This is a genomic window from Klebsiella sp. K-3, from assembly GCF_051207495.1.
In the GTDB taxonomy this organism is placed as follows: domain Bacteria; phylum Pseudomonadota; class Gammaproteobacteria; order Enterobacterales; family Enterobacteriaceae; genus Klebsiella; species Klebsiella aerogenes.
In genome coordinates, this window is record NZ_JBPNXF010000006.1 from 16,210 (window position 1) to 39,473 (window position 23,264).

20 protein-coding genes, 1 tRNA gene and 2 pseudogenes are annotated in these 23,264 nt (G+C 52.3%); 14 read left to right on the top strand and 9 right to left on the bottom strand.

Translation table 11 applies throughout. The annotated features are described in order from the left end of the window. Nucleotides 1-3: 3 nt before the first annotated feature. From eefC to nlpA, 4 genes are all read left to right on the top strand, one after another. The gene (gene eefC, locus ACSEMK_RS10610) at nt 4-1,368 is read left to right on the top strand and encodes a multidrug efflux RND transporter outer membrane subunit EefC (protein WP_113374072.1); all 1,365 of its coding nucleotides are present in this window, start codon (nt 4-6) and stop codon (nt 1,366-1,368) included. A gap of 216 nt (nt 1,369-1,584) precedes the next feature. Beyond that, complete coding sequence (gene murQ, locus ACSEMK_RS10615; protein ID WP_015369100.1) at nt 1,585-2,487, top strand: N-acetylmuramic acid 6-phosphate etherase; 903 nt, start codon at nt 1,585-1,587, stop codon at nt 2,485-2,487. 24 nt (nt 2,488-2,511) lie between these two features. Then, on the top strand, nt 2,512-3,945 hold the full coding sequence (gene murP, locus ACSEMK_RS10620; protein WP_213193596.1) for a PTS N-acetylmuramic acid transporter subunit IIBC: 1,434 nt from the start codon (nt 2,512-2,514) through the stop codon (nt 3,943-3,945). Between the two features lie 188 nt (nt 3,946-4,133). After that, the gene (gene nlpA / locus ACSEMK_RS10625) at nt 4,134-4,943 is read left to right on the top strand and encodes a lipoprotein NlpA (protein WP_430914941.1); all 810 of its coding nucleotides are present in this window, start codon (nt 4,134-4,136) and stop codon (nt 4,941-4,943) included. Here the strand turns inward: nlpA and ACSEMK_RS10630 are convergent, their stop codons facing one another. Beyond that, complete coding sequence (locus ACSEMK_RS10630) at nt 4,944-5,486, bottom strand: NUDIX domain-containing protein (RefSeq protein ID WP_430914940.1); 543 nt, start codon at nt 5,484-5,486, stop codon at nt 4,944-4,946. 167 nt (nt 5,487-5,653) lie between these two features. On the opposite strand from ACSEMK_RS10630, the gene ACSEMK_RS10635 reads away from it, so the two are divergent. Both ACSEMK_RS10635 and ACSEMK_RS10640 read left to right on the top strand, forming a co-directional pair. Continuing rightward, on the top strand, nt 5,654-6,433 hold the full coding sequence (locus ACSEMK_RS10635; RefSeq protein ID WP_045375223.1) for an MBL fold metallo-hydrolase: 780 nt from the start codon (nt 5,654-5,656) through the stop codon (nt 6,431-6,433). A gap of 21 nt (nt 6,434-6,454) precedes the next feature. Further along, nucleotides 6,455-7,408, top strand: a complete 954-nt coding sequence (locus ACSEMK_RS10640) for a GlxA family transcriptional regulator (protein WP_395226734.1) — start codon at nt 6,455-6,457, stop codon at nt 7,406-7,408. Here ACSEMK_RS10640 and ACSEMK_RS10645 read toward each other — a convergent pair. Together ACSEMK_RS10645 and ACSEMK_RS10650 are read right to left on the bottom strand one after the other, a co-directional pair. Continuing rightward, nucleotides 7,405-8,454 (bottom strand): NAD(P)-dependent alcohol dehydrogenase, encoded by a 1,050-nt coding sequence (locus tag ACSEMK_RS10645; RefSeq protein ID WP_271032697.1) that lies wholly within the window; start codon nt 8,452-8,454, stop codon nt 7,405-7,407. The genes ACSEMK_RS10640 and ACSEMK_RS10645 overlap by 4 nt on opposite strands. A 193-nt stretch (nt 8,455-8,647) precedes the next feature. After that, nucleotides 8,648-9,655: a zinc-binding alcohol dehydrogenase family protein gene (locus ACSEMK_RS10650; protein WP_430914939.1), complete on the bottom strand. Its 1,008-nt coding sequence runs from the start codon at nt 9,653-9,655 to the stop codon at nt 8,648-8,650. Nucleotides 9,656-10,153: 498 nt separating this feature from the next. Here ACSEMK_RS10650 and ACSEMK_RS10655 point away from each other — a divergent pair, with 498 nt between their 5' ends. Then, nucleotides 10,154-11,350 carry a hypothetical protein gene (locus tag ACSEMK_RS10655; RefSeq protein WP_015703847.1) on the top strand — a complete coding sequence of 399 codons (1,197 nt, stop codon included), beginning with the start codon at nt 10,154-10,156 and terminating at the stop codon, nt 11,348-11,350. Between the two features lie 290 nt (nt 11,351-11,640). On the opposite strand, the gene ACSEMK_RS10660 is transcribed toward ACSEMK_RS10655, so the two are convergent. Further along, entirely contained in the window at nt 11,641-12,678 is a 1,038-nt protein-coding gene (locus ACSEMK_RS10660; RefSeq protein ID WP_430914938.1) for a virulence RhuM family protein, read from the bottom strand. Between the two features lie 234 nt (nt 12,679-12,912). Then, on the bottom strand, nt 12,913-13,200 hold the full coding sequence (locus ACSEMK_RS10665; protein WP_316425003.1) for a SymE family type I addiction module toxin: 288 nt from the start codon (nt 13,198-13,200) through the stop codon (nt 12,913-12,915). Between the two features lie 127 nt (nt 13,201-13,327). Here ACSEMK_RS10665 and ACSEMK_RS10670 point away from each other — a divergent pair, with 127 nt between their 5' ends. The 4 genes and pseudogenes from ACSEMK_RS10670 to ACSEMK_RS10685 all read left to right on the top strand — a co-directional run bounded on the left by ACSEMK_RS10670 (nt 13,328) and on the right by ACSEMK_RS10685 (nt 15,663). Then, nucleotides 13,328-13,498: a YlcI/YnfO family protein gene (locus ACSEMK_RS10670; protein ID WP_200782394.1), complete on the top strand. Its 171-nt coding sequence runs from the start codon at nt 13,328-13,330 to the stop codon at nt 13,496-13,498. A 93-nt stretch (nt 13,499-13,591) separates the two neighbouring features. After that, nucleotides 13,592-14,584 (top strand): annotated as a pseudogene (dgt, locus tag ACSEMK_RS10675) (dGTP triphosphohydrolase); the annotation flags it as partial. Between the two features lie 69 nt (nt 14,585-14,653). Continuing rightward, nucleotides 14,654-15,031: a hypothetical protein gene (locus tag ACSEMK_RS10680; RefSeq protein ID WP_430914937.1), complete on the top strand. Its 378-nt coding sequence runs from the start codon at nt 14,654-14,656 to the stop codon at nt 15,029-15,031. Continuing rightward, nucleotides 15,031-15,663: a primase 1D-like protein gene (locus tag ACSEMK_RS10685; protein ID WP_200782396.1), complete on the top strand. Its 633-nt coding sequence runs from the start codon at nt 15,031-15,033 to the stop codon at nt 15,661-15,663. The genes ACSEMK_RS10680 and ACSEMK_RS10685 overlap by 1 nt, the downstream gene beginning before the upstream one ends. Nucleotides 15,664-15,791: 128 nt before the next feature. Here ACSEMK_RS10685 and ACSEMK_RS10690 read toward each other — a convergent pair whose 3' ends face one another. From ACSEMK_RS10690 to ACSEMK_RS10705, 4 genes and pseudogenes are all read right to left on the bottom strand, one after another. Next, complete coding sequence (locus tag ACSEMK_RS10690) at nt 15,792-16,703, bottom strand: sce7725 family protein (protein ID WP_200782398.1); 912 nt, start codon at nt 16,701-16,703, stop codon at nt 15,792-15,794. Beyond that, on the bottom strand, nt 16,655-17,551 hold the full coding sequence (locus tag ACSEMK_RS10695; RefSeq protein ID WP_316425004.1) for a sce7726 family protein: 897 nt from the start codon (nt 17,549-17,551) through the stop codon (nt 16,655-16,657). Before ACSEMK_RS10695 ends, ACSEMK_RS10690 begins: the two co-directional genes overlap by 49 nt. Nucleotides 17,552-17,977: 426 nt before the next feature. Then, nucleotides 17,978-18,124: pseudogene (locus ACSEMK_RS10700) on the bottom strand (hypothetical protein); the annotation flags it as partial. 153 nt (nt 18,125-18,277) lie between these two features. Further along, nucleotides 18,278-18,372: transfer RNA gene (locus ACSEMK_RS10705), tRNA-Sec, on the bottom strand. Nucleotides 18,373-18,663: 291 nt separating this feature from the next. Between ACSEMK_RS10705 and ACSEMK_RS10710 the strand changes: the two genes are divergently transcribed. From ACSEMK_RS10710 to ACSEMK_RS10720, 3 genes are all read left to right on the top strand, one after another. Next, nucleotides 18,664-20,058 (top strand): glycoside-pentoside-hexuronide family transporter, encoded by a 1,395-nt coding sequence (locus ACSEMK_RS10710; RefSeq protein WP_047066665.1) that lies wholly within the window; start codon nt 18,664-18,666, stop codon nt 20,056-20,058. 12 nt (nt 20,059-20,070) lie between these two features. Beyond that, the gene (gene yicI, locus ACSEMK_RS10715) at nt 20,071-22,389 is read left to right on the top strand and encodes an alpha-xylosidase (protein WP_430914936.1); all 2,319 of its coding nucleotides are present in this window, start codon (nt 20,071-20,073) and stop codon (nt 22,387-22,389) included. A gap of 147 nt (nt 22,390-22,536) precedes the next feature. Next, nucleotides 22,537-23,259, top strand: a complete 723-nt coding sequence (locus ACSEMK_RS10720; RefSeq protein WP_015369125.1) for a MurR/RpiR family transcriptional regulator — start codon at nt 22,537-22,539, stop codon at nt 23,257-23,259. Nucleotides 23,260-23,264 lie beyond the last annotated feature (5 nt).

A 23,264-nucleotide genomic window follows, 5' to 3' on the forward strand; every position in this document is an offset into this window, starting at 1 on the left:
GTTATGTTTCGTTTGAGTTTAATGTTTATCGCGCTCCTGACCGCGGGCTGTGTCTCTCTTGACCCGCACTACGAGCGCCCGGCCGCGCCGGTGCCGGCGACCCTTCCCGGCGCGCACGGCGAATCAACGGCGGTGGTCGGCGACTGGCAAAAAGTGGTCAATGATGCGCGGTTAAAAAAAGTGGTCAGCATCGCGCTTAATAGCAACCGCGATGTGCAAAAGGCATTGGCCGATATTGAAGCCGCTCGCGCCCAGTATGGCGAAACGCGCGCATCGTTGTTTCCCACCGTCGATGCCGAGCTGAGCCATACCCGCAGCAAAACGATCGCCAGCGGCCTAAGTTCTACCTCGCAGGCTGACGGCGCGGTCTCGAGCTTCGAACTGGACTTGTTCGGCAAGAACCAGAGCCTGTCGCGCGCGGCGCGAGAAAGCTGGCTTGCCAGCGAATTCACCGCGCAAAATACCCGACTGACGATGATTGCCGATTTGACCACCGCCTGGGTGACGCTGGCGACGGATAATAGCAATCTGGCGCTGGCGCAGCAGACGATGGATAGCGCAGAGAACTCGCGCAAAATCGTCGCTCGCCAGATGGCGGTGGGCACCGCCTCCGCCGGTGATTTAAGTTCGGCGGAAAGCGTCTATCAGCAGGCGCGAGCCAGCGTCGCCAGCTATCGTACGCTGGTGGCGCAGGATAAAAACGCCATTAACCTACTGGCCGGGGAAACCGTGCCGGAGAGCCTGCTGCCCGGCACGCTGGAAAGTCTGGGCGCCAACAGCATTGCACTGGTGCCGGCGGGTGTGTCTTCATCGGTGCTGCTGCGCCGGCCGGATATTCAGGAGGCGGAACATAATCTCAAGAGCGCTAATGCCGATATCGGCGCGGCGCGAGCGAACTTTTTCCCGTCCATTTCGCTGACCGCCAGCGCCGGGGTCGGCAGCGACTCGCTATCGTCGCTGTTCAGCCACGGCATGCAGGTGTGGTCGTTTGCGCCCTCTATCAGCCTGCCGCTGTTCACCGGCGGCAGTAATCTGGCCCAGCTACGCTATGCGCAAGCGGAGAAAAAGGGGCTGATTGCCACCTACGAGAAATCCATTCAGAGCGCCTTTAAGGACGTTGCCGATGCGCTGGCGCGCCGGGAAACGCTGAGTGAACAGCTCGATGCCCAGCAGCAGTATGTTGCCGCCGAGCAGAAGTCGCTGGATATCGCGATGAAGAGTTACCAGGCCGGGGTTGGCGATTATCTGTCGGTGCTGACCGCCCAGCGGACGCTGTGGTCGGCGAAGGCGACGCTGCTGTCGCTGCAGCAGACCGACCTCAATAACCGCATTACGCTCTGGCAATCGCTGGGCGGCGGCGCCAGTTAATGTTCCTCTTCGGAGGCGTTATAGCACCTTAATCACTCCTGGCACATGCGTTAACTCCAGGTTGCGGTAATAAAATATTCCACCTTTATTACCGCAATATCTCTGGCTATACCTACAATTCTCCTATTATCCCAAGCGTATTAATCGTGATACTCTTCACATGAATGGAATAAAAAATTCCTTATACTGCGCGCAACTGAGAATAACGAGGTTTTTATGAGTATCGACCTGAGCAAACTGCTGACCGAGCGACGCAACGCCAACAGCGCCAACATTGACACCCTCTCCACCGTCGACATGCTGACGGTGATAAACCAGGAAGATCAGCAAGTGGCGCAGGCGATAACGCCTTATTTGCCGCAGATAGCGGAAGTCGTGGATAAAGTGGCGGCGGCGCTGCGGGCCGGGGGACGGCTGATTTACATCGGCGCCGGTACGTCGGGACGTTTGGGTATCCTGGACGCCAGTGAATGCCCGCCGACCTTTGGCACCCGTCCGGAGCAGGTGGTGGGGATTATCGCCGGCGGACATAAAGCGATTCTGAGCGCCGTGGAAAACGTGGAAGACAATAAAGCGCAAGGGGCGATGGATCTGCAGAACCTTAACTTCAGCAACCGCGATGTGCTGGTGGGGCTGGCGGCCAGCGGGCGTACGCCGTACGTCATTGGCGCGATGGAATACGCCCATAGCCAGAATGCGTTTGTCGCTATCGTCAGCTGTAACCCGCACGGTGAAATGGCGCAGCTGGCGGACGTGGCGATTACCCCGGTGGTCGGCCCGGAAGTGGTTACCGGATCGACCCGCCTGAAAGCCGGCACCGCGCAGAAACTGGTGCTGAATATGATCTCCACCGGGGCGATGATCCGCATCGGTAAGGTCTACAGCAACCTGATGGTGGATGTCGAAGCGACCAATGCCAAGCTGATTGAGCGCCAGGTGTCTATCGTGATGGAAGCGACCGACTGCGATCGCGCCACCGCGCAGAATGCGCTGGATGCCTGTGGCCGCCACTGTAAGACGGCGATTGTGATGGTGTTGGCTGACTTAAGCGCCGCAGAAGCGCAGTCGCTGCTGGCGAAAAACAACGGTTATATCCGCAAGGCGCTAAGCAACACCTGAGCGCCGACAGACAGGTAACAGGCAATGGCAAAAATAACTAAAGAGATGATAGCGCGGATCCTGGCTCACGTCGGCGGGGCCGCAAACGTGGCGCAGGCGGGTAACTGCATGACGCGCCTGCGCTTGACCCTGCGCGATGAAAGCCTGGCCGATAGCGCCGCCATTCGCCAGATTGACGGCGTGATGGGGGTTATCGTCAGCGATGAACAGTTCCAGGTGGTATTAGGGCCCGGCAAGGCGCAGACCGCCGCGGAAATGATGAACGGCCTGATGGAAGCGGCGCCGCAGGCAGCCGCCTCGCTGGCGGATGTGGCAGCGGAGAAAAAGCAGGCGCTGAAGAGCAAGCAGACCAGCGGGGTACAGAAATTTCTCGCGAAGTTCGCCACTATTTTTACGCCGCTGATCCCCGGCTTTATCGCCGTCGGGCTGTTGTTAGGCTTCGCCACACTGGCGGAACAAATCTTCGTGCTGGAGAACGCGCATCCTAACGCCAGTCTGGTGGCGCTGATTGGTTATATGAAGGTATTCAGCAAAGGGATGTTTACCTTCCTGAGTATCCTGATTGGCTATAACGCTCAGAAAGCCTTCGGCGGTTCGGGCGTGAACGGCGCGATTATCGCCTCGCTGTTCGTGCTGGGCTACAACCCGGAAGCGACCAGCGGATTCTACGCCGGAATTTCGACCTTCTTCGGTCATGGTATCGACCCGCGCGGCAATATTATCGGCGTGCTAATCGCCTCGATTCTTGGCGCGTGGGTGGAGCGTCAGGTGCGGCGGATAATGCCCGCTAACCTCGATATGATCCTTACCTCGGCGGTGACGCTGCTGATTATGGGCGCGGTGACCTTTACGGTGATTATGCCGATTGGCGGCTGGCTGTTTACCGGTATGTCGTGGCTGTTCCTGCATCTTAACGGCAATCCGTTTGGCTCGGCGGTGCTGGCAGGGCTGTTCCTGCTGGCGGTGATGTTCGGCGTGCATCAGGGGTTTGTACCGGTCTATTTTGCGCTGGTGGATGCGCAGGGCTTTAACTCGCTGTTCCCGATCCTGGCGATGGCCGGGGCCGGGCAGGTGGGCGCGGCGCTGGCGCTGTTCTGGCGCGCAAAGCGCGATTCGCTGCTGCGAACCCAGATCAAAGGGGCGATTATTCCGGGCTTCCTCGGCATTGGCGAACCGCTGATTTACGGCGTGACCCTGCCGCGTATGAAACCATTTATCACCGCCTGTATCGGCGGCGCCTGCGGCGGTTTCTTCGTGGGCCTGATCGCCTGGCTGGGGCTGCCGGTCGGCCTGAACACGGTGTTCGGACCGTCGGGGCTGGTGGCGCTGCCGCTGATGACCTCCGGAAGCGGAATTTATGCCGGGATGGCGGTGTACGCCGGCGGTCTGGTGGTTTCGTATCTATGCGGTTTTGTGCTCACCTGGCTGTTCGCCAGCAAAAACGTTGACCTGAGTTAAGCGTATTTCCCCGGCCACGGTTGGGTATTCGGTTAGTAGCCCCGGTAAGCGTAAGCGCCACCGGGGAAGGCGCTTAGACGATTTTCATCTTATTGATACCTTTTCGTGTTTAAAAATCGAGCACAAAATCGTTATAGTTTTGCTCGAAAAATAATAATGATTTTCCATGGACTGATGGGGTACTAACGATGAAATTGCGTTTACGCACGGCGGCGGCAGTGATGCTGGCAGGCCTGCTGTTAGTGGGCTGTGACCAGAAGAATGACAATGCCAAACACATAAAAGTCGGCGTGATTAACGGCGCGGAACAGGATGTGGCGGAAGTGGCGAAGAAGGTGGCGAAAGAAAAGTATGGCCTCGACGTCGAGCTGGTGGGCTTTAGCGGCTCGCTGTTGCCGAACGATGCTACCAACGCCGGGGAGCTGGATGCCAACGTCTTCCAGCATCGTCCCTATCTGGAACAAGACAACAAAGCGCACGGCTACCACCTGGTGGCCATCGGCAATACTTTCGTCTTTCCCATGGCCGGCTATTCGCGCAAGATTAAATCCGTTGCCGATATTAAAGATGGCGCGACTATCGCCATTCCCAACGACCCGACCAACCTCGGCCGCGCGCTATTGTTATTGCAAAAAGAGCAGCTGATTACCCTCAACGCGGGTACCGGCCTGCTGCCGACGGCGGTGGATATCACCAGTAACCCGCGTAATCTGAAAATTATGGAGCTGGAAGGGGCGCAACTGCCGCGGGTGCTGGACGATCCGAAGGTCGATGTCGCTATTATCAGTACCACCTACCTGCAGCAAACCGGGTTATCGCCGGTGCGCGACGGCATCTTTATTGAAGACAAAAACTCGCCGTACGTGAACATCATTGTGGCGCGTGAAGACAATAAAGATGCCGAAAACGTGAAAGAGTTTATGCAGTCGTACCAGTCGCCGGAAGTGGCGAAGGCGGCAGAAACCATCTTCAACGGCGGCGCGGTACCGGGCTGGTAATCATCTACGCTGCGCCATCAGGTGCAGCAGCGGCACCAGAGACAGCCCGTCCGGCATTTCGCCGCGGGCGATCAGCTGGTTTATCTCCTCGAAGGTAAACCAGCCGGTTTCCATCACTTCATCCTGATCTGCGTCCATGCCAACCCAGCTTAAATCGGTGGCGAGCCAGGTGATAAACAGCTGGTCGCTGCTGCCGTATGACGGGTTGTAGCGGATGATTTCCTCTGCGTGTAGCGCCTGCCAGCCGGTCTCTTCGCGCAGTTCGCGCAGCGCGGCGACGGCGGGCTCTTCCCCTTCATCGACGCCGCCAGAGGGAATGGCCCACACCACCTTATCGATCAGATAACGGTAGTGGCGAATCAGCAGCACTTTGTCGTCCTGGAGCGCCACAATCCCGACCGCCGGGCGTGGGTAGTGAATGGAATAAAAGTCGCGCCGCTCGCCGGGGGCGACATCAATACCTACCTTGCGCATGCTGAACCACGGCGTCTCGGCGATGACCTGCGGATTATGCATATCGGCGGCGGTTAGTTTCTTTTTCATCCTGCCATTCCTGTAGAAAGTCTAACCTTCAGAACAACATAGCCGGCTGTGATTGGCAACCGTCGCAGGTTGGCCCGATTCCATCGATCATTGCCCAAACGCCCATATTGCGCCAGGCTGGTACTCAGTACGATGTTCGTCAGATTACCCCACAGAGGAACGCTAACATGAACATCACTCATATCCGTAATGCTACACAGGTTATTGAATACGCAGGTAAAAAATTCCTGATCGATCCCATGCTGGCGGACAAAGGCGCCTGGCCGGGATTCCCTGGAACCGCGCGCAGCGAGCTGCGCAATCCGCTGGTGGCGCTGCCGTTTTCCCGTGAAAAAATTATCGACGTTGACGCGGTTATCGTCACCCATACCCATGACGATCATTGGGACGAGGCGGCGATCGCGGCGATCCCGAAAACTCTGCCGGTTTTCGTCCAGCATGAGGCCGACGCCGCGCTGCTGCGCAGCCAGGGATTTCAGGATATCCGCCTGCTGTCGGCAGATAGTGAATTTGCCGGCGTTAGTCTGCAGAAAACCACTTCCGGGCAACATGGCAGCGACCGTACCTACGCGGTACCGGCGATGGCTGAACGTCTGGGCGAGGCCTGCGGCGTGGTGTTCCGTCATCCGCAGGAGAAGACGCTGTGGCTGGTTGGCGATACCATCTGGCGCGATGAGATTGAAGCCGACATGCTGAAGCTGCGCCCGGATGTGGTGGTGTTGAACGCCGGCTACGCTCACGTTATCGGCTTTGGCCCGATCATCATGGGTAAAGAGGACCTGTTGAAGGCGCATTTCGCCCTGCCGGAAGCGAAAATCATGGCCATCCACCTGGAGGCGGTCAACCATTGTCTGGTGAGCCGCGAAGAGATGCGCCAGTACGTCGCGGATAATCAGATTGCCGGGGTAGTCAGTATTCCGCAGGATGGGGAAACCGTTGTTTATTAATCTGCTCAAGGGGAAGGGATGATGAAATTAACCGACGTGGCGATTGTCGCCGTAGAGGGCTTTAGCCCGTTTCATTATGCCGTCCCCTGTATGCTGTTTGGCGATACGGTCTCGGAAACCAAACGTTTTAATCTGCAGATTTGCGCCGAACAGCCGGGATTACTCAGCGCCCGCGACGGCTTTGCGTTGTACGCCAGCGGTGATTTTACCGCGATGGAACAGGCGGATATCGTGGTGGTGCCCTACTGGGGCGAGGTCAATCAGTGCCCGCCGCAGGCGTTGATCGCGAGCCTGATTCGGGCGCGGGATAACGGCGCGGAAATCGTCGGCCTGTGCCTCGGCGCATTTGTCCTTGGCTACGCCGGGCTGCTCGACGGTAAGCGGGCGGCGACCCACTGGGAGTTCGAGCAGGATTTCCAGCGCCTGTTTCCGCAGGTGCAGCTCGATATCAACGCCCTGTACGTCGATGACCAGAAGGTAATTACCTCGGCGGGTACCGCGGCGGCGCTAGATTGCTGCCTGTATATCATTCGCCAGCGTTTTGGCAGCCTCGCCGCCAACCAGATCGCCCGGCGGATGATCGTGCCGCCGCACCGCGAGGGCGGCCAGGCGCAGTTTATCGCCCAGCCGGTGCCGTGCAACACCCGCGATGCGCGGATTAACTGCTTGCTGGATTATCTGCAGCAGCATATTGCCGAACCGCATAATCTTGATTCGCTGGCCGAGGTGGTGGCGATGAGCCGCCGTACCCTGACCCGCCACTTCGCCCGGGCGACCGGGATGAGCATTGCCGACTGGTTGACCGCCGAGCGCCTGCGCCGTAGCCAGAGCCTGCTCGAAGCGGGGGATTTGCCGGTCGAGCAGGTGGCGGAAGCGGTGGGCTATCTTTCCGCCGTGACCTGGCGCCAGCAGTTTAAAGCGCGTTTTGGCGTTAGCCCGACGGAGTGGCGGCGGACTTTCCGCCGCGGCGTTTAGCCGGCGAGAGTCGAACTGTCGATCACGAAGCGATATTTCACGTCGCCCTTGACCATTCTTTCCCATGCTTCGTTGATCTGATCGGCGCGAATCAGCTCGATATCGGCGACGATGCCGTGTTCGGCGCAGAAGTCGAGCATCTCCTGGGTTTCCGGGATACCGCCGATCATCGAGCCGGCAATCGAGCGGCGGCGGAAGATCAGATTGAACACTTCCGGCGATGGATGCGGCGTAGCCGGGGCGCCAACCAGCGTCATGGTACCATCGCGTTTCAGCAGCGTGGTGAAGGCATCGAGATTGTGCGGCGCCGCCACGGTGTTGAGGATGAAATCGAAGCTTTTGACGTGGGCCGCCATTTCGTCTTCGTTGCGCGACACCACGACCTCATCCGCGCCCAACGCTCTGGCCGCGTCACGCTTGGATTCCGAGGTGGTAAAGGCCACCACGTGGGCCCCCATGGCGTGGGCCAACTTGATCCCCATATGCCCCAACCCGCCGATGCCGACGACGCCGACTTTTTTACCCGGCCCGGCGTGCCAGTGGCGCAGCGGAGAATAGGTAGTGATCCCGGCGCACAAGAGCGGCGCGACGGCGGCGAGCTGGGCTTCGGGATGATTTATCCGCAATACGTAGCGTTCATTGACCACGATCTGCTGTGAATAACCGCCAAGCGTGTGTCCCGGCGCGTCCTGGGTCGGCCCGTTATAGGTCAGCACCATATGGTCGCAGTAGTTCTCCAGTCCCTCAGCGCACTCCTCGCACTTCTTACAGCTATCCACCATACAGCCGACGCCCACCAGATCGCCAACGGCGTAACCTGAGACGGCATCGCCGACCGCCGTCACCCGGCCAACGATTTCATGCCCCGGCACGCAGGGATACAGCGTCCCGGCCCATTCCGCTCGCGCCTGATGAAGATCGGAATGGCAGACGCCGCAGTATGCAATGGCGATCTGCACATCCTGTGGGCCGGGTTCGCGGCGGGTGATAGACATCGATTCGAGCGGCTGGCTGGCGGAGTACGTACCTATAGCGTTGATCTGCATAGCATTACCTCTTGTGCAATAGCGTGATAAATCAAGCGGAAGGGAGTGAACGTTTTTTGCGCGGCAAGGGTAAGCGTAGCCTGGTTAGGGCAGGATGAGAAAAGCGCAGCTCGAAGGGTTAAAAAAGGCGCCTCACCGAGGTGAGACGCTCGTGATATCAAGGCGCGATGGGCGAAATGGCCTCATCGCGCATTTAAAAACCCTCCAGCACGATTTTGCCGACCGAGCGCCCGGTTTCCAGCTTAGCGTGGGCTTTTTGCAGGTTGGCGGCGTTGATGGTTCCGTAGTGCTCGCCAAGGGTGGTGCGCAGCGTGTTATCGTCAATCAACGCGGCGACGCGGGTCAGTAGCTGATGTTGGGCGATCATGTCATGCGTCTCAAACATTGAGCGGGTGAACATAAATTCCCAGTGCAGCGAAATGCTTTTCGCTTTCAGCGGCACCACGTCCAGGCTCTCCGGGTCATCAATCAGCGCCAGCTTACCCTGCGGGGCGAGCGCGGCGATCAGTTCGTTAAAGTGCTGATCGGTATTGGTCAGGCTGGCGACGTGGGTCACGGCATGAATGCCGATTTTCGCCAGTTCTTCACTGAGCGGTTGGCTGTGGTCAATGACGTGATGCGCCCCGGCCTCGCGTACCCACTTCTGGCTTTCCGGGCGCGATGCGGTGCCAATTACCGTCATATTGGTGAGTTTGCTGGCCAACTGGGTGAGGATAGAGCCAACGCCGCCCGCCGCGCCGACAATCAGCAGCGTATCGCCGGCGTTACCGCCTTCCTGCACGCCAAGGCGGTGGAACAGTAATTCCCAGGCGGTGATAGCGGTCAGAGGCAGCGCGGCGGCGGCGGCATTCTCCAGCGAGCGCGGCTTCAGCGCCACGATGCGTTCATCAACCAGCTGCAGTTCGCTGTTACTGCCGGGGCGGCCCAGCGCGCCGGCGTACCACACTTCATCGCCCGGCATGAATAGCGTCACCGCATCGCCAACGGCTTTCACCACGCCAACCGCATCCCAGCCCAGCACCCGCGGGGTATCGGCATTAAAACCGGCGCGCACTTTGGTGTCGACCGGGTTCACCGAAATGGCTTTGACCTCGACCAGCAGATCGTGGCCCTGCGCCTGCGGATCCGGCAGATCGATATCGCGTAAAAAGGGAATGTTGTTGCCGTCGGCGGCGGCCTGGGTAATAGCAATGGCTTTCATAGGTTCTCCGGTCTACAAAAAGGATTCATGGTGCGAATGCGTCGAGGATAGACCGGTCTAGCGTCGGGAAAAACGGCCCGGCGGCGATAACAGTTATATAAAAAAAGTGAAAATCGGCGACACCACCCATCCTGCGCCCGCCTGTCACTACAGATAAACAGTGCGATGGTCAGGTACCAGGACCATGATGGTTCAACAATATAAATTATCACAAGCATAGCGTTTCATATTTGAGAAAGTTTCCTCCTCCATGTCGCAAATATTAATATCACTCCGGAAGAATAATAAGATTGCGTTATGGCTCAAGGTTTATACCTTGACGCCCGACATCCTGCGTGCGATTTTTCTTCTATCAAATAATAAACAGAGTTTCATATTTGGAACAAAAATAAAATCATCGTGCTATTTAATTAAGAGTTTCACCGCTGAGACACAATAATAAGTCGATATTAATCGACGGTCTTTTATCGCTTATAAAAATAAAGTGAGGGATGTGCTATGCGTAAAATACTCCTTTCTCTGCTGCTGGCTGCCGCGACCAGTGGGCTGGCGCTGGCGGACGACGGCAAGCCGTTCCCGCATATCGGCTGGCGCAGCGCGGATAATCTCGCCGGGCTAGATTTCGGCGGCGCGCTGCGGGCGAACTATCGCTATGAGGACTGGAAAGGCAGTAATTACCGCAACCCGCCGCATCTGCGTTTTGATACCTTCCGTATCGACAGCAGCGGCTTCTATGATAATTATTTCTTTGATGCCGGGTTCTGGTTTCAGGATCACCGTAAATACGCCATCGACCGCGCTTACGTAGGGTATCGCTTCGACAACAATAATAATATTCAGCTGGGGATCCCCGGCAAACCATTTGGCCTTGAGCCTTATCCGCAATTTGGCTGGTCCTACGGTATTCCGTTTTATTTAGGCTTTGGCGTGAGCGCCGGGAGCGGCGTGAACTATCAATATCATGATAATAACTGGTCGCTGGATGTGGCCTATTTCCCGTGGATGGAACCGGAGAATTTGCGCTATGCGCCGGACGTTGGCGATTACGATCGGCTGAAAAACACTATCTATCCGACTCAGCATCAACAGCATAATGAAAAGCGCGACCAGGTGAACGTGCGTATTGCGCGGGATTTTCACGGCGGCGGCTGGAATAACGAGCTGGGCGGCTCGCTGGCGCTGGCGCGGTTGCACAACCGCGAGACCGACGACGACGGCACCTTCTGGGCAGCAGGCGTGCACGGCATGTTGCATAACGGGCCGTGGCAGCTGACTTCGCAGCTGATTCGCTACCAATACGATCCGAAGAACCCGGCGGGCGTCAGCGACGATACGATTCTGATGGGCGGCAACGGCCTGACGCCGGCCTACCTGATCCCGGCGAAAGCGACGACCGCGTCGCTGAACGTCGCCCGCGATGTTGATGTGAAGTGGGGCGGCGTGTCGAAGCTGCGTTTTTACAACGACTACAGCGTGCTGTGGAAAGATAAAAGCGGCTGGAGCGATTCGCAGATGAACACCCTTGGCGTACAGGTCTTTGCGCTGCCGGTGATGTTCTGGGTCGATCTCAGCTGGGCGAAGAATGTTAATCCGTGGGGCGGCGCGCTGAACGCCACCGGCTGGACCAGCACCCAGTCCGAGGGCAGCGGCAAATGGTACTTCCGCACTAACGTTAATATTGGCTATTACTTCTGAGGCGGGAATTTTCCCTGCTCGCGCTGCGCTCAGCAGGGCTACTGTTCTGCGCCCTTTGGTAGCCCGGGTAAGGCGCTAGCCGCCACCCGGGGGTTAGCTCGCGCTATCATACCGTAGGCCGGATAAGGCGCAGCCGCCATCCGGCGCAAAAGCGGCTCTTTACCCGCGGTTATTGCCCGGCGGCGCTACGCTTGCGCGGGCCTACAGATCACATGCCGGGCGTAGGGCGTAGCCCGGGTAAGGCGTCAGCCGCCACCCGGGGACTTGCTCGCGCTATCAGGCATCCTGAGCTACTTTTTAGGCTCTGTTTTCCACTGTAGCAAACCGGCGATATCCTTTTCACCTTCGGCTTCCTTTAAGCGCCGCTGTTGCTCAGCAAACTGACTATATTCCGCCTGCGCTTTTTCATCGGCCATTTTCTTACTGACTTTACCTGCGCCTTGCAAAACCTCACGGTCGTTAAATTGCAGGAACTGATCCAGCTTATCCTGCCAGTCGCGTAAAAAGACCTGCTGACGACGACGGGCCTGATCCTCGGCAAAATCCAGCCACATGTTAACTACGCGGTTAAGCTCGTTGACTTCATCCTGAGTGAGATAATTTTTTGCCACCGTCACGTCACACTTATGCACCTCTTCACCTTTATAGCTGGTCAGCCCCATATGCGGCAGACTGGTGTCAGCACGCTGATGAATGAGTTCAGCGGCGGTATGCCCGGTACAGGCAAAATGTAATTTGTTCTGGATAGTTTGAAAAAACTGCGTGGTTTCTTTTAACGACGGTTGATAGTCAGCCGCTAATGCAAAAATCTCTCGCACCCGCAAATAAACGCGGCGTTCGCTGGCGCGAATATCGCGGATACGCTCCAGCATCTCATCGAAATAGTCGGGTACTGCCGATGAACCCACAGGCGGATTCTTCAGCCGCTCATCGTCCATCACAAAACCTTTGATCAGGTATTCCTGGAGCGTCTGGGTTGCCCACTGACGGAACTGCGTGCCGCGAGAGGAGCGAACGCGATAGCCAACAGCGAGTATGGCTTCAAGGTTGTAATGGTCTATCTCTCTGGAAACCTGGCGTTTTCCTTCCTGGCGAACTATCCGGAATTTCCGGATAGTTGAATTTTGAGCAAGTTCACCTTCAGAGAAGATATTAATTAAATGCTCATTAATAGTCCGAACGTCTTTATCGTACAGTTCAGCCATTGTCGCCTGGGATAACCAGATTGTGTCTGACTCAAAGCGGCATTCAACGCGCACTTTCCCATCACCGCTGGCAAACATAATGAACTCACCTGCTGGGGACGACGTTATATTTTCCTTTGCCATATAGTCTCCGGGTCAACCTGTTCACAACGGTAGAGTATGTCAGAAGCGGCGCATAAATTTCATTAGACGAACGATTAATCTGGCGCGTTTGCGAGCGGTTATCCGGAAAGTGAAGGTATTAAGACGCGGGGATTTCCCTGCTCGCGCTGCGCTCAGCAGGGCTACGGTTCTGCGCCGTCTGGTAACCCGGGTAAGGCGTTAGCCGCCACCCGGGGATTTTTCTTGCTCGCGCTATCAGGTATGTTGCAGCGTGCCGTTGACGCTTTTCAGCGATTGTTGAATATGCCGTAATTCGGCTGTTAATTTCTCTTCTTTATCGCTGAGCGGCAGCAACACAATGCAGCCATCCATCACCTTAACCGTGACCGGCTTCCCGGTATCGAATCCCGCTTCACGCAGCCACTTGCCGGAAAGGGTAAGACTTGGTGTACTGGTATCCCGGCCATTGGGTCGATAGCTAACCAGCAGCCGACGCTCGGTTCCGCTAGCGGTGATATCTGGGGTAGAATGCAAATCAGCCATAATCAACTCCTTGATAGTTGGTGAGGTTAGACGCTCATAAGTGTTGCCGCACTTTTGGGCGCGATTACTTTAAGCTTTCATGTGGTAGGTACCGCGTGAAGATAATTTAACCATAGTGGTACCTACCATGCAAGATAAAAAGAAACCAAATTTCGATCGCAGCAAAAGCACGATGAAGAACATCCGTTTTGAAGATGAGCTTTTGGAACAGATTGAGAAAGCTGCCGGAAAGGGCAATTTCAGTAAGTGGGTGAAAGAAGCGTGCAGAACACGTTTACTTTTAGGTAAAACTCAATAAAAATTTCGTGAAGAGTTTATAATGAATCTTTTGATAAAAAATGATAGACATCGAAAATCAAGCGCGGATCATAATTCTTTATTGGCTGCAACGCAAAGTGATCGTGCAAGACTTATTTATTCAGCTGCATTTCGGCGATTACAGCAAAAGGCACAAGTTTTTTCTTTAGAAAGCAATTCATCAGTACGTTCAAGACTAACTCACTCGATTGAGGTTTCTCATATCGGTAGATATTTAGTTGGGGCCATATTCGAAAAAATAACAGAAAGCAAACATTTTCACTCAGATATAAAAGACTATTGGATTAAAAATAATTTATCCATTTCTAATATTGTTGAAACAGCTTGCTTAATGCATGATATTGGAAATCCTCCTTTCGGCCATTTTGGAGAAGCTGCAATAATTAACTGGGGGAAATCTAACGAAATTATAAAAGCTATTAAAGAGGCATTGGGTTCAGAAATATCTGAGGGGGATGTTAAGGATTTATTATGCGATATTCAAAATTTTGATGGTAATCCGCAAGGGTTTAGGGTTATTACTAGGCTACAAGGAGATGATGGTTTTTATGGATTAAATCTGACCTATACGCAGTTATCTGTGTTTCTTAAATATACATGTAGCCCAGAGGATAAGAGAAATGACAAAGCTTTCTGCAAAAAAATTGGATATTTTTGTAGCGAGAAGGAAATAATAAAATCTGCTTGGGACAATTTGGGGATGCCTGAACATTCTCGCCATCCTTTAGGATTTTTAATGGAAGCATCTGATGATATATCCTATTGTATTAGTGATATTGAGGATGGATTAGAAAAGCAAATAATAGTTTTTGAGAATTTCAAGCAATTTACAATCGATGGTTTAGAGCATCTCAAAATTGATTTTAAGAAAAATAAAACAATCTGCGATGAACTTATATATAGCTTGAGTAAAGACAACTCGTCACCGATAGGTAACTTTCTAGCTTTTAAAACACGACTATCAAACTTTCTGGTTGAAAGCGTCTCAAATCGTTTTGTTTATAACTATGAGCGCTTTGTTAATTTTGAGTATAATAATGAACTGATTGCCGAAGGTGATTTTTAATTCCAACTATTAAAAATACTAAAAGACTATACATCAAAAAATCTTTTTACCTCTGATGAAGCTGAAAGGATGGAGTTATCTGGTTTTTATATAATTAAAGGGATCTTAGATGAATATATTAAGTTATTATGTTTGACAAAAGATGATTTTTCCCTGTTAATTAACAAAGATAATAAAAATATAAGAAAGAAAGATTTAGATATACAAAGACGGCTTTTTAATAGATTACCATCAAAGCACTTAAATGCATATAAAACATCTGTAATCAATCTGCCTATAAATCATCCTGACTTTTCTGAAACCGCAGTCTCTGATAAACTAAAAAGTATTGATGAAAAAAGAGAGTGGCTTCTTCGGGTGCATCTCATTGTAGATTTTGTGTCGGGAATGACAGATCAATTTGCAATGGATATGTATCAGATGTTAAAGGGCATAAAGGTGATGTGATGAATTATCTGAGAGCTGCGCATCAATTATCTCATAGGCATCCTGTTTCATGGGTCAGACGGGTTTTATCTGAACATGTTAATGAGGGTTATATATCTAATAGTTCTTCCTTTACATTCAGCAAATATACATACTTGCCGCAGAGTTTCATAGACGAAAGAAATGTCTTTACTGTGAATAGTTGGTATTTGAATGATGAAAATTTGATGAATATAATAAATAGCTTAGGTCAAGGGGAAGAGCTTGCTTTTCATTCACAGATTTTTGATTTCGGGAAACAATATCATCTCCCTTTGATAGATTTCGGTAATGTCGATCGAGGTATTATTGATAGCAGTGTCTTGCGTGATTTGGCATCTCATTGGAATTTATCATTTAATATTTATAATAGCGGGAGATCTTACCATGCATATGGCAATAGGCTGGTCAGTAATGATGAATGGTTAAAGTTCATGGGTAGTCTGCTTCTTTTAAACAAACCTAGTGGATTCAAGCTAATTGATGAGAGATGGGTAGGCCATCGTATTATGGCTGGTTATTCGGCATTACGATGGTCGTTAAATACTTCACAATATAAGAAAATTCCAGAACTCGTAGGTTATCTAAATCCATATGGCCTGTTTATGGAATAGTTAGTCATATATATAAAAGTATTTACGGAAGAATACAGGAACCGATATTGGCGGGTATCCAACTAATATATATGGTTTTATCAGGGGGTAACCGCCATATTATACACTTCTATATACATATGGAAAAACTAGATTGCGATGAAATTGCAGATTGTTTCAATATGGTGTTCCATCGAAAATTGCTTGACTTGGCCAAGCCCAGGGTAATGTCTACGTGAATGAAGTGCTTTAAACTCACGTAGGCCTAATGTGTTATCAAAGAAACCGGGATAAGTTTGATCATGCACGATAAGCTTTTCTAAAGCTTGCTGGAATTTTCCTGATGGATTCGAGGGTGTGCCATCATCGATTGATGAAAAATGTTTAACGGACATTGCATCAAATTCATCACTATCCAAATAGCTAGCATGAATTGTCACCACGTATGCAGGGCCGCCAGATTCTGCATAATCTGAACCCGCAATATTGAAATCTCCAAAACCAATTACTGAATTGTGGACACCTTTATAACGGACATGCAAATCTGAGAAATATGAATTTGATGGATAATCAGCATTCCTTTTTTTCTTTTTAAACGGGTCATCCATCAAGACAATGTTTGATAATTGCTGTAGCACAATGTTAGGTGATCCTTCAGGAATAATATTAATTGTAAATGTTTTTAAGCGAGATACCAAATCTCGGGTGACACCACTTTCAACATATGATGCTTTTTCTCCCTTTATAAGACCATTTAATCTATCAAACTCTCGAATGTTATCTATATATTTAATACAAGGGGTGAATGATATGCCTTTGATTTTATATAGTTCATTAATGAATTGATCAGTCTTTCCTTTGAGTTCTCCTATCTCCGAATTGACAATAATAAGTGGCGTAATATTGTTTTTGTTCAATGAGTTAATCGTAGTTTCGAGCTGCTTTGTGTTTTCTCTTACGGGCTCAATAACTGGTTTAAAAAGGCTATTGGGCACAATAGCCGATAGTTCTCTTAACGCTGTAAACTCGAACTGTTTACCTCTGAGCAAAGGGAAGTACATATATCATCCTTTTCAATGTAGCTTGATAGTATTTTGGTCAGTGATCTCTGACGAGACTGATTAATACTAAAACTAATTGCTGATGATTTTAGTGATCTAGGTAACGTATTAATAAAGCTAATGTTGTTTGCTCTATGTATCTTGAGTGAGTCACGGAAGTGCTTTCTTAGAGTTTGAGAGTCTATGTTCTCGAATATTTCTAGGCAAAAAGAATATACATCCATGTTTGGGAGGTCGATTCTCACCCCAGATATTTTTTCGGCCATATGTTTATACTCTGCAATTCGCATAGAACTAATCATTAATTTCGGATTAATTTCCGAATCGATGATTGATGCAGGTTTTATTTCATCCAACTTATTTTTTTCTGTTAGTTCAATGATGCCAACAGTTTCTGGAATTATAAGCTTGATTTTTTCTATATGAGTCTTAGCCGCTACGACATATACCTTATCAAATAAATTAGTATAGGAATCTAATTGTTCTGGTAATCTTTTTAAATTATCTAGCTCTGTTTTTATCTCATAGCAAGTCGATAATCCATTTAATATTACACAATCTGCTTTGTTTGTACCAACTCTAAATTCAGAGAGCATTACCGCTTCATTTTTTTTATGTTTTTTCAAAAACACTTCGTTTACTATAATATTTTTGAAAAAATACTCTGATTTATATTCGTGAGACAGTTTTTTAAAAGCTATCTCGAATATTTCGGAAACCTTAATAGGGAAAAATTTAGGGGTTAGAGCAGTCGACGCCAATTCGTGAAGTAACGAAAAATCACCATCTGCAACGGCATTGATAGCTTGGCTTGTAAATAATTGTCCAATATTTTTATTATTCATCATTTTAACATCAATCTCATTCTGCACCTTTAGCCAAAAATCAGCATTAGTAAACGTTAAGATTAGCTTGATTTCCCTGATCCTCTCAACATTATTAGAGAATTTTAAATTTTTGATGAGTAATGATAGGTCGGCTGATATGAATTAATACTATATATATCAATGTGATATTTAGATTTTTCATTGAATGCGCAATCATCTTAGACTGACTTCTGCTCGCTTCAGTCGCACAGGAGTCACTCTGAACGTTTTTTGTTTTTAACTGTTTAGATTACTATTTTATGTAAAATTTTCAAAATGTTAAGATTTTTTTAGACAGTCAGTGGTGAATAGTCGATTGTTAGCATCGCGGGACTAGTCAGGCAGAAAAGGCCGGCGGTCGTCGGTCTGAGTGGGTTATGTCGCTGTTGATTCATCATATGCCAGAAGTCAATCGCCGATGCTGTCCTCCCTGAGCATCAGGTTGGTCTGTTCCCTATTGATGTACCGCTTCACGTAGTTCATCCCATACTTTTTCAGCATCATCGGCAGCACCAGCCCCAACATTTTCAGGCTCAGCATATGCTTGTAACCATTGTGCGATGTGAATAAATCAAGAATGTATATTCGTTCTATACATTTTTCCATGTATTCACGGAGATTTTGTCAGACTGTTACGAATGAACAATCCACTGTATTTATTGAAAAGAAGTTTTTTAGAAGTCTTCGGATGAGCTTGGAGAGAAACTTTGGCGGAAGATCACAGGAGTTGAACCTGCCCGGGACCGCTGGCGGCCCCAACTGGATTTGAAGTCCAGCCACCTCACCGGAGATGACGATCTTCCGCGCCTCGATTGCTACATGGAGGCGGGCGCATTATAGCTACTTTCAGGCATTTACCACATACCTAAACGCACTTTTTTACTGTTAAAACTGGACTTTGCAGAACAGTCTGAGACAAATCCGTTCAAAATCCATGGGTTACACTTTTTCACACTCTTTCGGGCTACCGCGATCACAGAAAACAAGAAACGTAATTTGATAACGAGATATCGCAATTCATCTTACCGCGCCAAAGGTTTAAAAAAACCGTAACCGGTACCAATCCGCGGTGCCGCTAAGGGAATAGTGCGCAAATGAAAGATCATATTCTGTCCGTCAAAGAGAAAATCGGCTACGGTATGGGTGACGCCGCCAGCCACATTATTTTTGATAACGTCATGTTATACATGATGTTTTTCTACACCGATATTTTCGGTATCCCCGCCGGATTTGTCGGCACCATGTTCCTGCTGGCGCGGGCGCTGGATGCGATTTCCGACCCGTGCATGGGCCTGCTTGCCGACCGTACCCGCAGCCGCTGGGGTAAGTTCCGCCCGTGGATACTCTTCGGCGCTATTCCGTTCGGTCTCGTCTGCGTACTGGCCTACAGTTCGCCGGATTTAAGCCACAACGGCAAGCTGATCTACGCCGCCGTGACCTACACGCTGCTGACCCTGCTCTACACCGTGGTGAATATCCCCTACTGCGCGCTCGGCGGCGTGATCACCGATAACCCGACGCAGCGCATCTCGCTGCAGTCCTGGCGCTTCGTGCTGGCGACGGCGGGGGGCATGCTCTCCACCGTGCTGATGATGCCGCTGGTCAACTTTATCGGCGGCGAAAATAAAGCGCTGGGCTTCCAGGGTGGCATTGCGGTGCTCTCGGTGGTCGCCTTCCTGATGCTGGCCTTCTGTTTTTTCACCACCAAAGAGCGTGTCGAAGCGCCGCCGAGCAGTACCTCGATGCGTGAAGACCTGCGCGATATCTGGCGCAATGACCAGTGGCGGGTGGTCGGCGTGCTCACCATCCTCAATATCCTCGCGGTCTGCGTTCGCGGTGGCGCGATGATGTACTACACCACCTGGATCATGGGCTCGGCGGCGCTGTTCACCGTCTTCCTCACCACCTACTGCGTCGGCAACCTGATTGGCTCGGCGCTGGCGAAGCCGCTGACCGATTGGAAATGCAAAGTCAGCGTCTTCTGGTGGACTAACGCCCTCCTGGCGGTGCTCAGCGTGGCGATGTTCTTCGTACCGATGGACGCCGAAATCACCATGTTTGCCTTTATCTTCGTCATTGGCGTACTGCACCAGCTGGTGACGCCAATCCAGTGGGTGATGATGTCCGACACCGTCGACTACGGCGAATGGTGCAACGGCAAACGCCTGACCGGCATCAGCTTCGCCGGCACCCTGTTTGTGCTCAAGTTGGGGCTGGCGCTGGGCGGCGCGCTGATCGGCTGGATGCTGGCCGGCGGCGGCTATGACGCCGCCGCTAAAACCCAGAACAGCGCCACCCTCACCATCATTATCGCCTTGTTCACCCTCGTTCCGGCGGTGTGCTACCTGCTGAGCGCGGTAATCGCCAAACGCTACTACACGCTAAAAACGCCGTTCCTGAAAAAAATGATGGCCGAGCTGGCCCAGGGCGCGCGTCGCAACGAACAAGAATTCACGGCAGCCCCGATCGACAAAGAATGGCAAAACTAAGAGGACGTTTTAATGAAAATCAGTGATGGAAACTGGCTCATTCAACCAGGGCTCAACCTGATCCAACCCGTACAGGTTTACGAGGTGGAGCAGCAGGGGAATGAAATGGTGGTTTATGCCGCGCCGCGCGATGTCCGCGAACGCGCCTGGCAGCTGGATACGCCATTGTTCACCCTGCGCTTTTTCTCGCCTCAGGAAGGGATAATCGGCGTGCGCATGGAGCACTTTCAGGGCGCGCTGGATAACGGTCCGCACTATCCGCTGAGCGTGCAGAAAGACGTCCATGTCGAAATAGAAAATACGGCAGAGTTCGCCGAGCTGAAAAGCGGCAGCCTCAGCGTGCGGGTGACTAAAGGCGAATTCTGGTCGCTGGATTTTCTGCGCGACGGCGTGCGTATCACCGGTAGCCAGCTGAAAAACAACGGCTACGTGCAGGATAGCAAGACCCAACGCAACTACATGTTCGAGCGCCTCGACCTCGGCGTCGGCGAAACCGTCTACGGCCTCGGCGAGCGCTTTACCGCGCTGGTGCGCAACGGCCAGACGGTAGAAACCTGGAACGAAGACGGCGGCACCAGCACTGAGCAATCCTACAAAAACATTCCGTTCTACCTGACCAACCGCGGCTACGGCGTGCTGGTGAATCACCCGCAGCGCGTCTCCTTCGAGGTGGGCTCGGAGAAAGTCTCTAAAGTCCAGTTCAGCGTTGAAGGCGAATATCTCGAGTACTTCGTGATCGACGGCCCGACGCCGAAAGCGGTGCTTAACCGCTATACGCAGTTCACCGGCCGCCCGGCGCTGCCGCCGGCATGGTCGTTCGGTCTGTGGCTGACGACCTCGTTCACTACCAACTATGACGAAGCGACGGTAAATAGCTTTATCGACGGCATGGCCGAGCGCCATCTGCCGCTGCACGTCTTCCACTTCGACTGCTTCTGGATGAAGGCCTTCCAGTGGTGCGATTTTGAATGGGATCCGCTAACTTTCCCGGACCCGGAAGGGATGATCAAGCGCCTGAAGGCGAAAGGGCTGAAGGTCTGCGTGTGGATCAACCCGTACATCGGCCAGCGCTCGCCGGTGTTCAAGGAGCTGAAAGAGAAGGGCTATCTGCTTAAGCGCCCGGACGGTTCGCTGTGGCAGTGGGATAAGTGGCAGCCGGGGCTGGCGATTTATGACTTCACCAACCCGGAAGCCTGCCAGTGGTACGCCAGCAAGTTAAAAGGTCTGGTAGCGATGGGGGTCGATTGCTTCAAGACCGACTTCGGCGAGCGTATCCCGACCGACGTGCAGTGGTTTGACGGTTCCGATCCGCAGAAAATGCACAACCACTACGCATTCATCTATAACGAGCTGGTGTGGAAGGTGCTGAAAGAGACCGTCGGCGAGCAGGAGGCGGTGCTGTTCGCCCGCTCCGCCTCGGTGGGCGCGCAGCAGTTCCCGGTGCACTGGGGCGGCGACTGCTATGCCAACTACGAATCGATGGCGGAAAGCCTGCGCGGCGGGCTGTCGATCGGCATGTCCGGCTTCGGTTTCTGGAGCCACGATATCGGCGGTTTCGAAAACACCGCGCCGGCCCACGTTTATAAACGCTGGTGCGCCTTTGGCCTGCTCTCCAGCCACAGCCGCCTGCACGGCAGTAAATCCTACCGTGTGCCGTGGGCCTACGACGATGAGTCCTGTGACGTGGTGCGTCATTTTACGCAGCTGAAATGCCGCATGATGCCGTATCTCTATCGCCAGGCGGCGCTGGCCCACGAGTTCGGCACTCCGATGCTGCGCTCGATGATGCTCGAATTCCCGGACGATCCGGCCTGCGACTATCTCGACCGTCAGTATATGCTCGGCGATTCGGTCCTGGTGGCGCCGGTGTTCTCTGAGGCGGGCGAGGTGCAGTTTTATCTGCCGGAAGGGCGCTGGACGCATCTGTGGCATAACGATGAATTGCCGGGTAGCCGCTGGCATAAGCAGCATCACGATGCGCTGAGCCTGCCGGTCTACGTTCGCGACAACACCCTGCTGGCGCTGGGCAACAACGACCAGAAACCCGATTATACCTGGCATGAAGGCACCGCCTTCCAGCTGTTCCAGCTCGACGATGGCCGCGAAGCGCTGTGCCAGGTTCCGGCGGCCGACGGTTCCGTGATTTTCACCCTGAAGGCGAAGCGCCAGGGGAACACCATCGCCGTGAGCGGCGAAGGCGAAGCCCGCGGCTGGACGCTGTGTCTGCGTAATATCCCGCGGATAGCGGGTGTGCAGGGTGGGACTCAGGCCGGCAGCGAACGGGGCGTGGTAGTGAGCGCTGAGGGTAATGCGCTGACGATTACGCTGTAAGTTAATACAACCCTCTCCGCCAGCGGCGAGGTTTTTTTTATTCCATTTATTGCACAATTCGTAACGTTCATTTCATTCTGGTGACTCATCCCACAGACCGATTTGCCCTCCGGTGGTAGCGTAATCTGCCGCTGAGAGGAGCCCGTAATGGACTTAGAAAATATCTTTCGTGACGTGAAGTTGAGTAAAACCGAAATGACCGTGCTGCGTTTTATTCAGAATGACCCGCAGCTGTGTATCCGCGAAGGGATCCGCACCGTCGCGGAGCGCTGCTACAGTAATCCTTCTTCGCTGGTGCGGCTGGCGAAGAAGCTTAAGTTCAGCGGCTGGCTGGAGCTGGTCTATTTCATCAAGTTCAATATCACCATGCCAAAGCTCGATGTCACCAACGATATCGATTATATGAGCATTCAGCCGGCAGAAGCGCTGACGCCGCTGCTGGCAGGCCTTGAGCAGCAGCGTATTTTGATCCACGGCAGCGGCTTTTCGCAGCTGATCGCCCAGTATATTTATAATAAGTTTCTCGTCACCGGCGTTAACGCCAGCCTGGCGCTGTGGCCCGATTACGAAATCCTTGAACAAAAAAACGCTGCCCGCTTTGATTCTATCTGGATCATTTCTAAATCCGGACGCAGCAGTTCGGCGTTAAATTGGGTTAAGGCGCTGGAAGGCAAGGAGATAAACCTGGTTTGCTTTACCGGCGATTATCAAAGCCCGCTGGCGCAGGCCGCGAATACGGCGTTTATTATTCATGACCCGCAGAAGTTCGACGATGATATTTACTGGAGCAACCCGTTTTTTGGCTACTGTATATTGGGCTTTGAGCGGCTGTTAAAAATGTGGTTTACCAGCGTACGTAGCAATAGGTAGCCCCG

Bases quoted from the DNA above. Each gene is read 5' to 3' on its own strand.
- ACSEMK_RS10680 (WP_430914937.1), top strand. From the start codon at position 14,654: ATGGAGTTATCTGGTTTTTATATAATTAAAGGGATCTTAGATGAATAT.
- nlpA (WP_430914941.1), top strand. From the start codon at position 4,134: ATGAAATTGCGTTTACGCACGGCGGCGGCAGTGATGCTGGCAGGCCTG.
- ACSEMK_RS10685 (WP_200782396.1), top strand. From the start codon at position 15,031: ATGAATTATCTGAGAGCTGCGCATCAATTATCTCATAGGCATCCTGTT.
- ACSEMK_RS10660 (WP_430914938.1), bottom strand. From the start codon at position 12,678: ATGGCAAAGGAAAATATAACGTCGTCCCCAGCAGGTGAGTTCATTATG.
- eefC (WP_113374072.1), top strand. From the start codon at position 4: ATGTTTCGTTTGAGTTTAATGTTTATCGCGCTCCTGACCGCGGGCTGT.
- ACSEMK_RS10670 (WP_200782394.1), top strand. From the start codon at position 13,328: ATGCAAGATAAAAAGAAACCAAATTTCGATCGCAGCAAAAGCACGATG.
- ACSEMK_RS10690 (WP_200782398.1), bottom strand. From the start codon at position 16,703: ATGTACTTCCCTTTGCTCAGAGGTAAACAGTTCGAGTTTACAGCGTTA.
- murP (WP_213193596.1), top strand. From the start codon at position 2,512: ATGGCAAAAATAACTAAAGAGATGATAGCGCGGATCCTGGCTCACGTC.
- ACSEMK_RS10630 (WP_430914940.1), bottom strand. From the start codon at position 5,486: ATGAAAAAGAAACTAACCGCCGCCGATATGCATAATCCGCAGGTCATC.
- ACSEMK_RS10655 (WP_015703847.1), top strand. From the start codon at position 10,154: ATGCGTAAAATACTCCTTTCTCTGCTGCTGGCTGCCGCGACCAGTGGG.
- ACSEMK_RS10645 (WP_271032697.1), bottom strand. From the start codon at position 8,454: ATGCAGATCAACGCTATAGGTACGTACTCCGCCAGCCAGCCGCTCGAA.
- ACSEMK_RS10665 (WP_316425003.1), bottom strand. From the start codon at position 13,200: ATGGCTGATTTGCATTCTACCCCAGATATCACCGCTAGCGGAACCGAG.
- ACSEMK_RS10635 (WP_045375223.1), top strand. From the start codon at position 5,654: ATGAACATCACTCATATCCGTAATGCTACACAGGTTATTGAATACGCA.
- ACSEMK_RS10640 (WP_395226734.1), top strand. From the start codon at position 6,455: ATGAAATTAACCGACGTGGCGATTGTCGCCGTAGAGGGCTTTAGCCCG.
- murQ (WP_015369100.1), top strand. From the start codon at position 1,585: ATGAGTATCGACCTGAGCAAACTGCTGACCGAGCGACGCAACGCCAAC.
- ACSEMK_RS10720 (WP_015369125.1), top strand. From the start codon at position 22,537: ATGGACTTAGAAAATATCTTTCGTGACGTGAAGTTGAGTAAAACCGAA.
- ACSEMK_RS10695 (WP_316425004.1), bottom strand. From the start codon at position 17,551: ATGATGAATAATAAAAATATTGGACAATTATTTACAAGCCAAGCTATC.
- ACSEMK_RS10650 (WP_430914939.1), bottom strand. From the start codon at position 9,655: ATGAAAGCCATTGCTATTACCCAGGCCGCCGCCGACGGCAACAACATT.
- ACSEMK_RS10710 (WP_047066665.1), top strand. From the start codon at position 18,664: ATGAAAGATCATATTCTGTCCGTCAAAGAGAAAATCGGCTACGGTATG.
- yicI (WP_430914936.1), top strand. From the start codon at position 20,071: ATGAAAATCAGTGATGGAAACTGGCTCATTCAACCAGGGCTCAACCTG.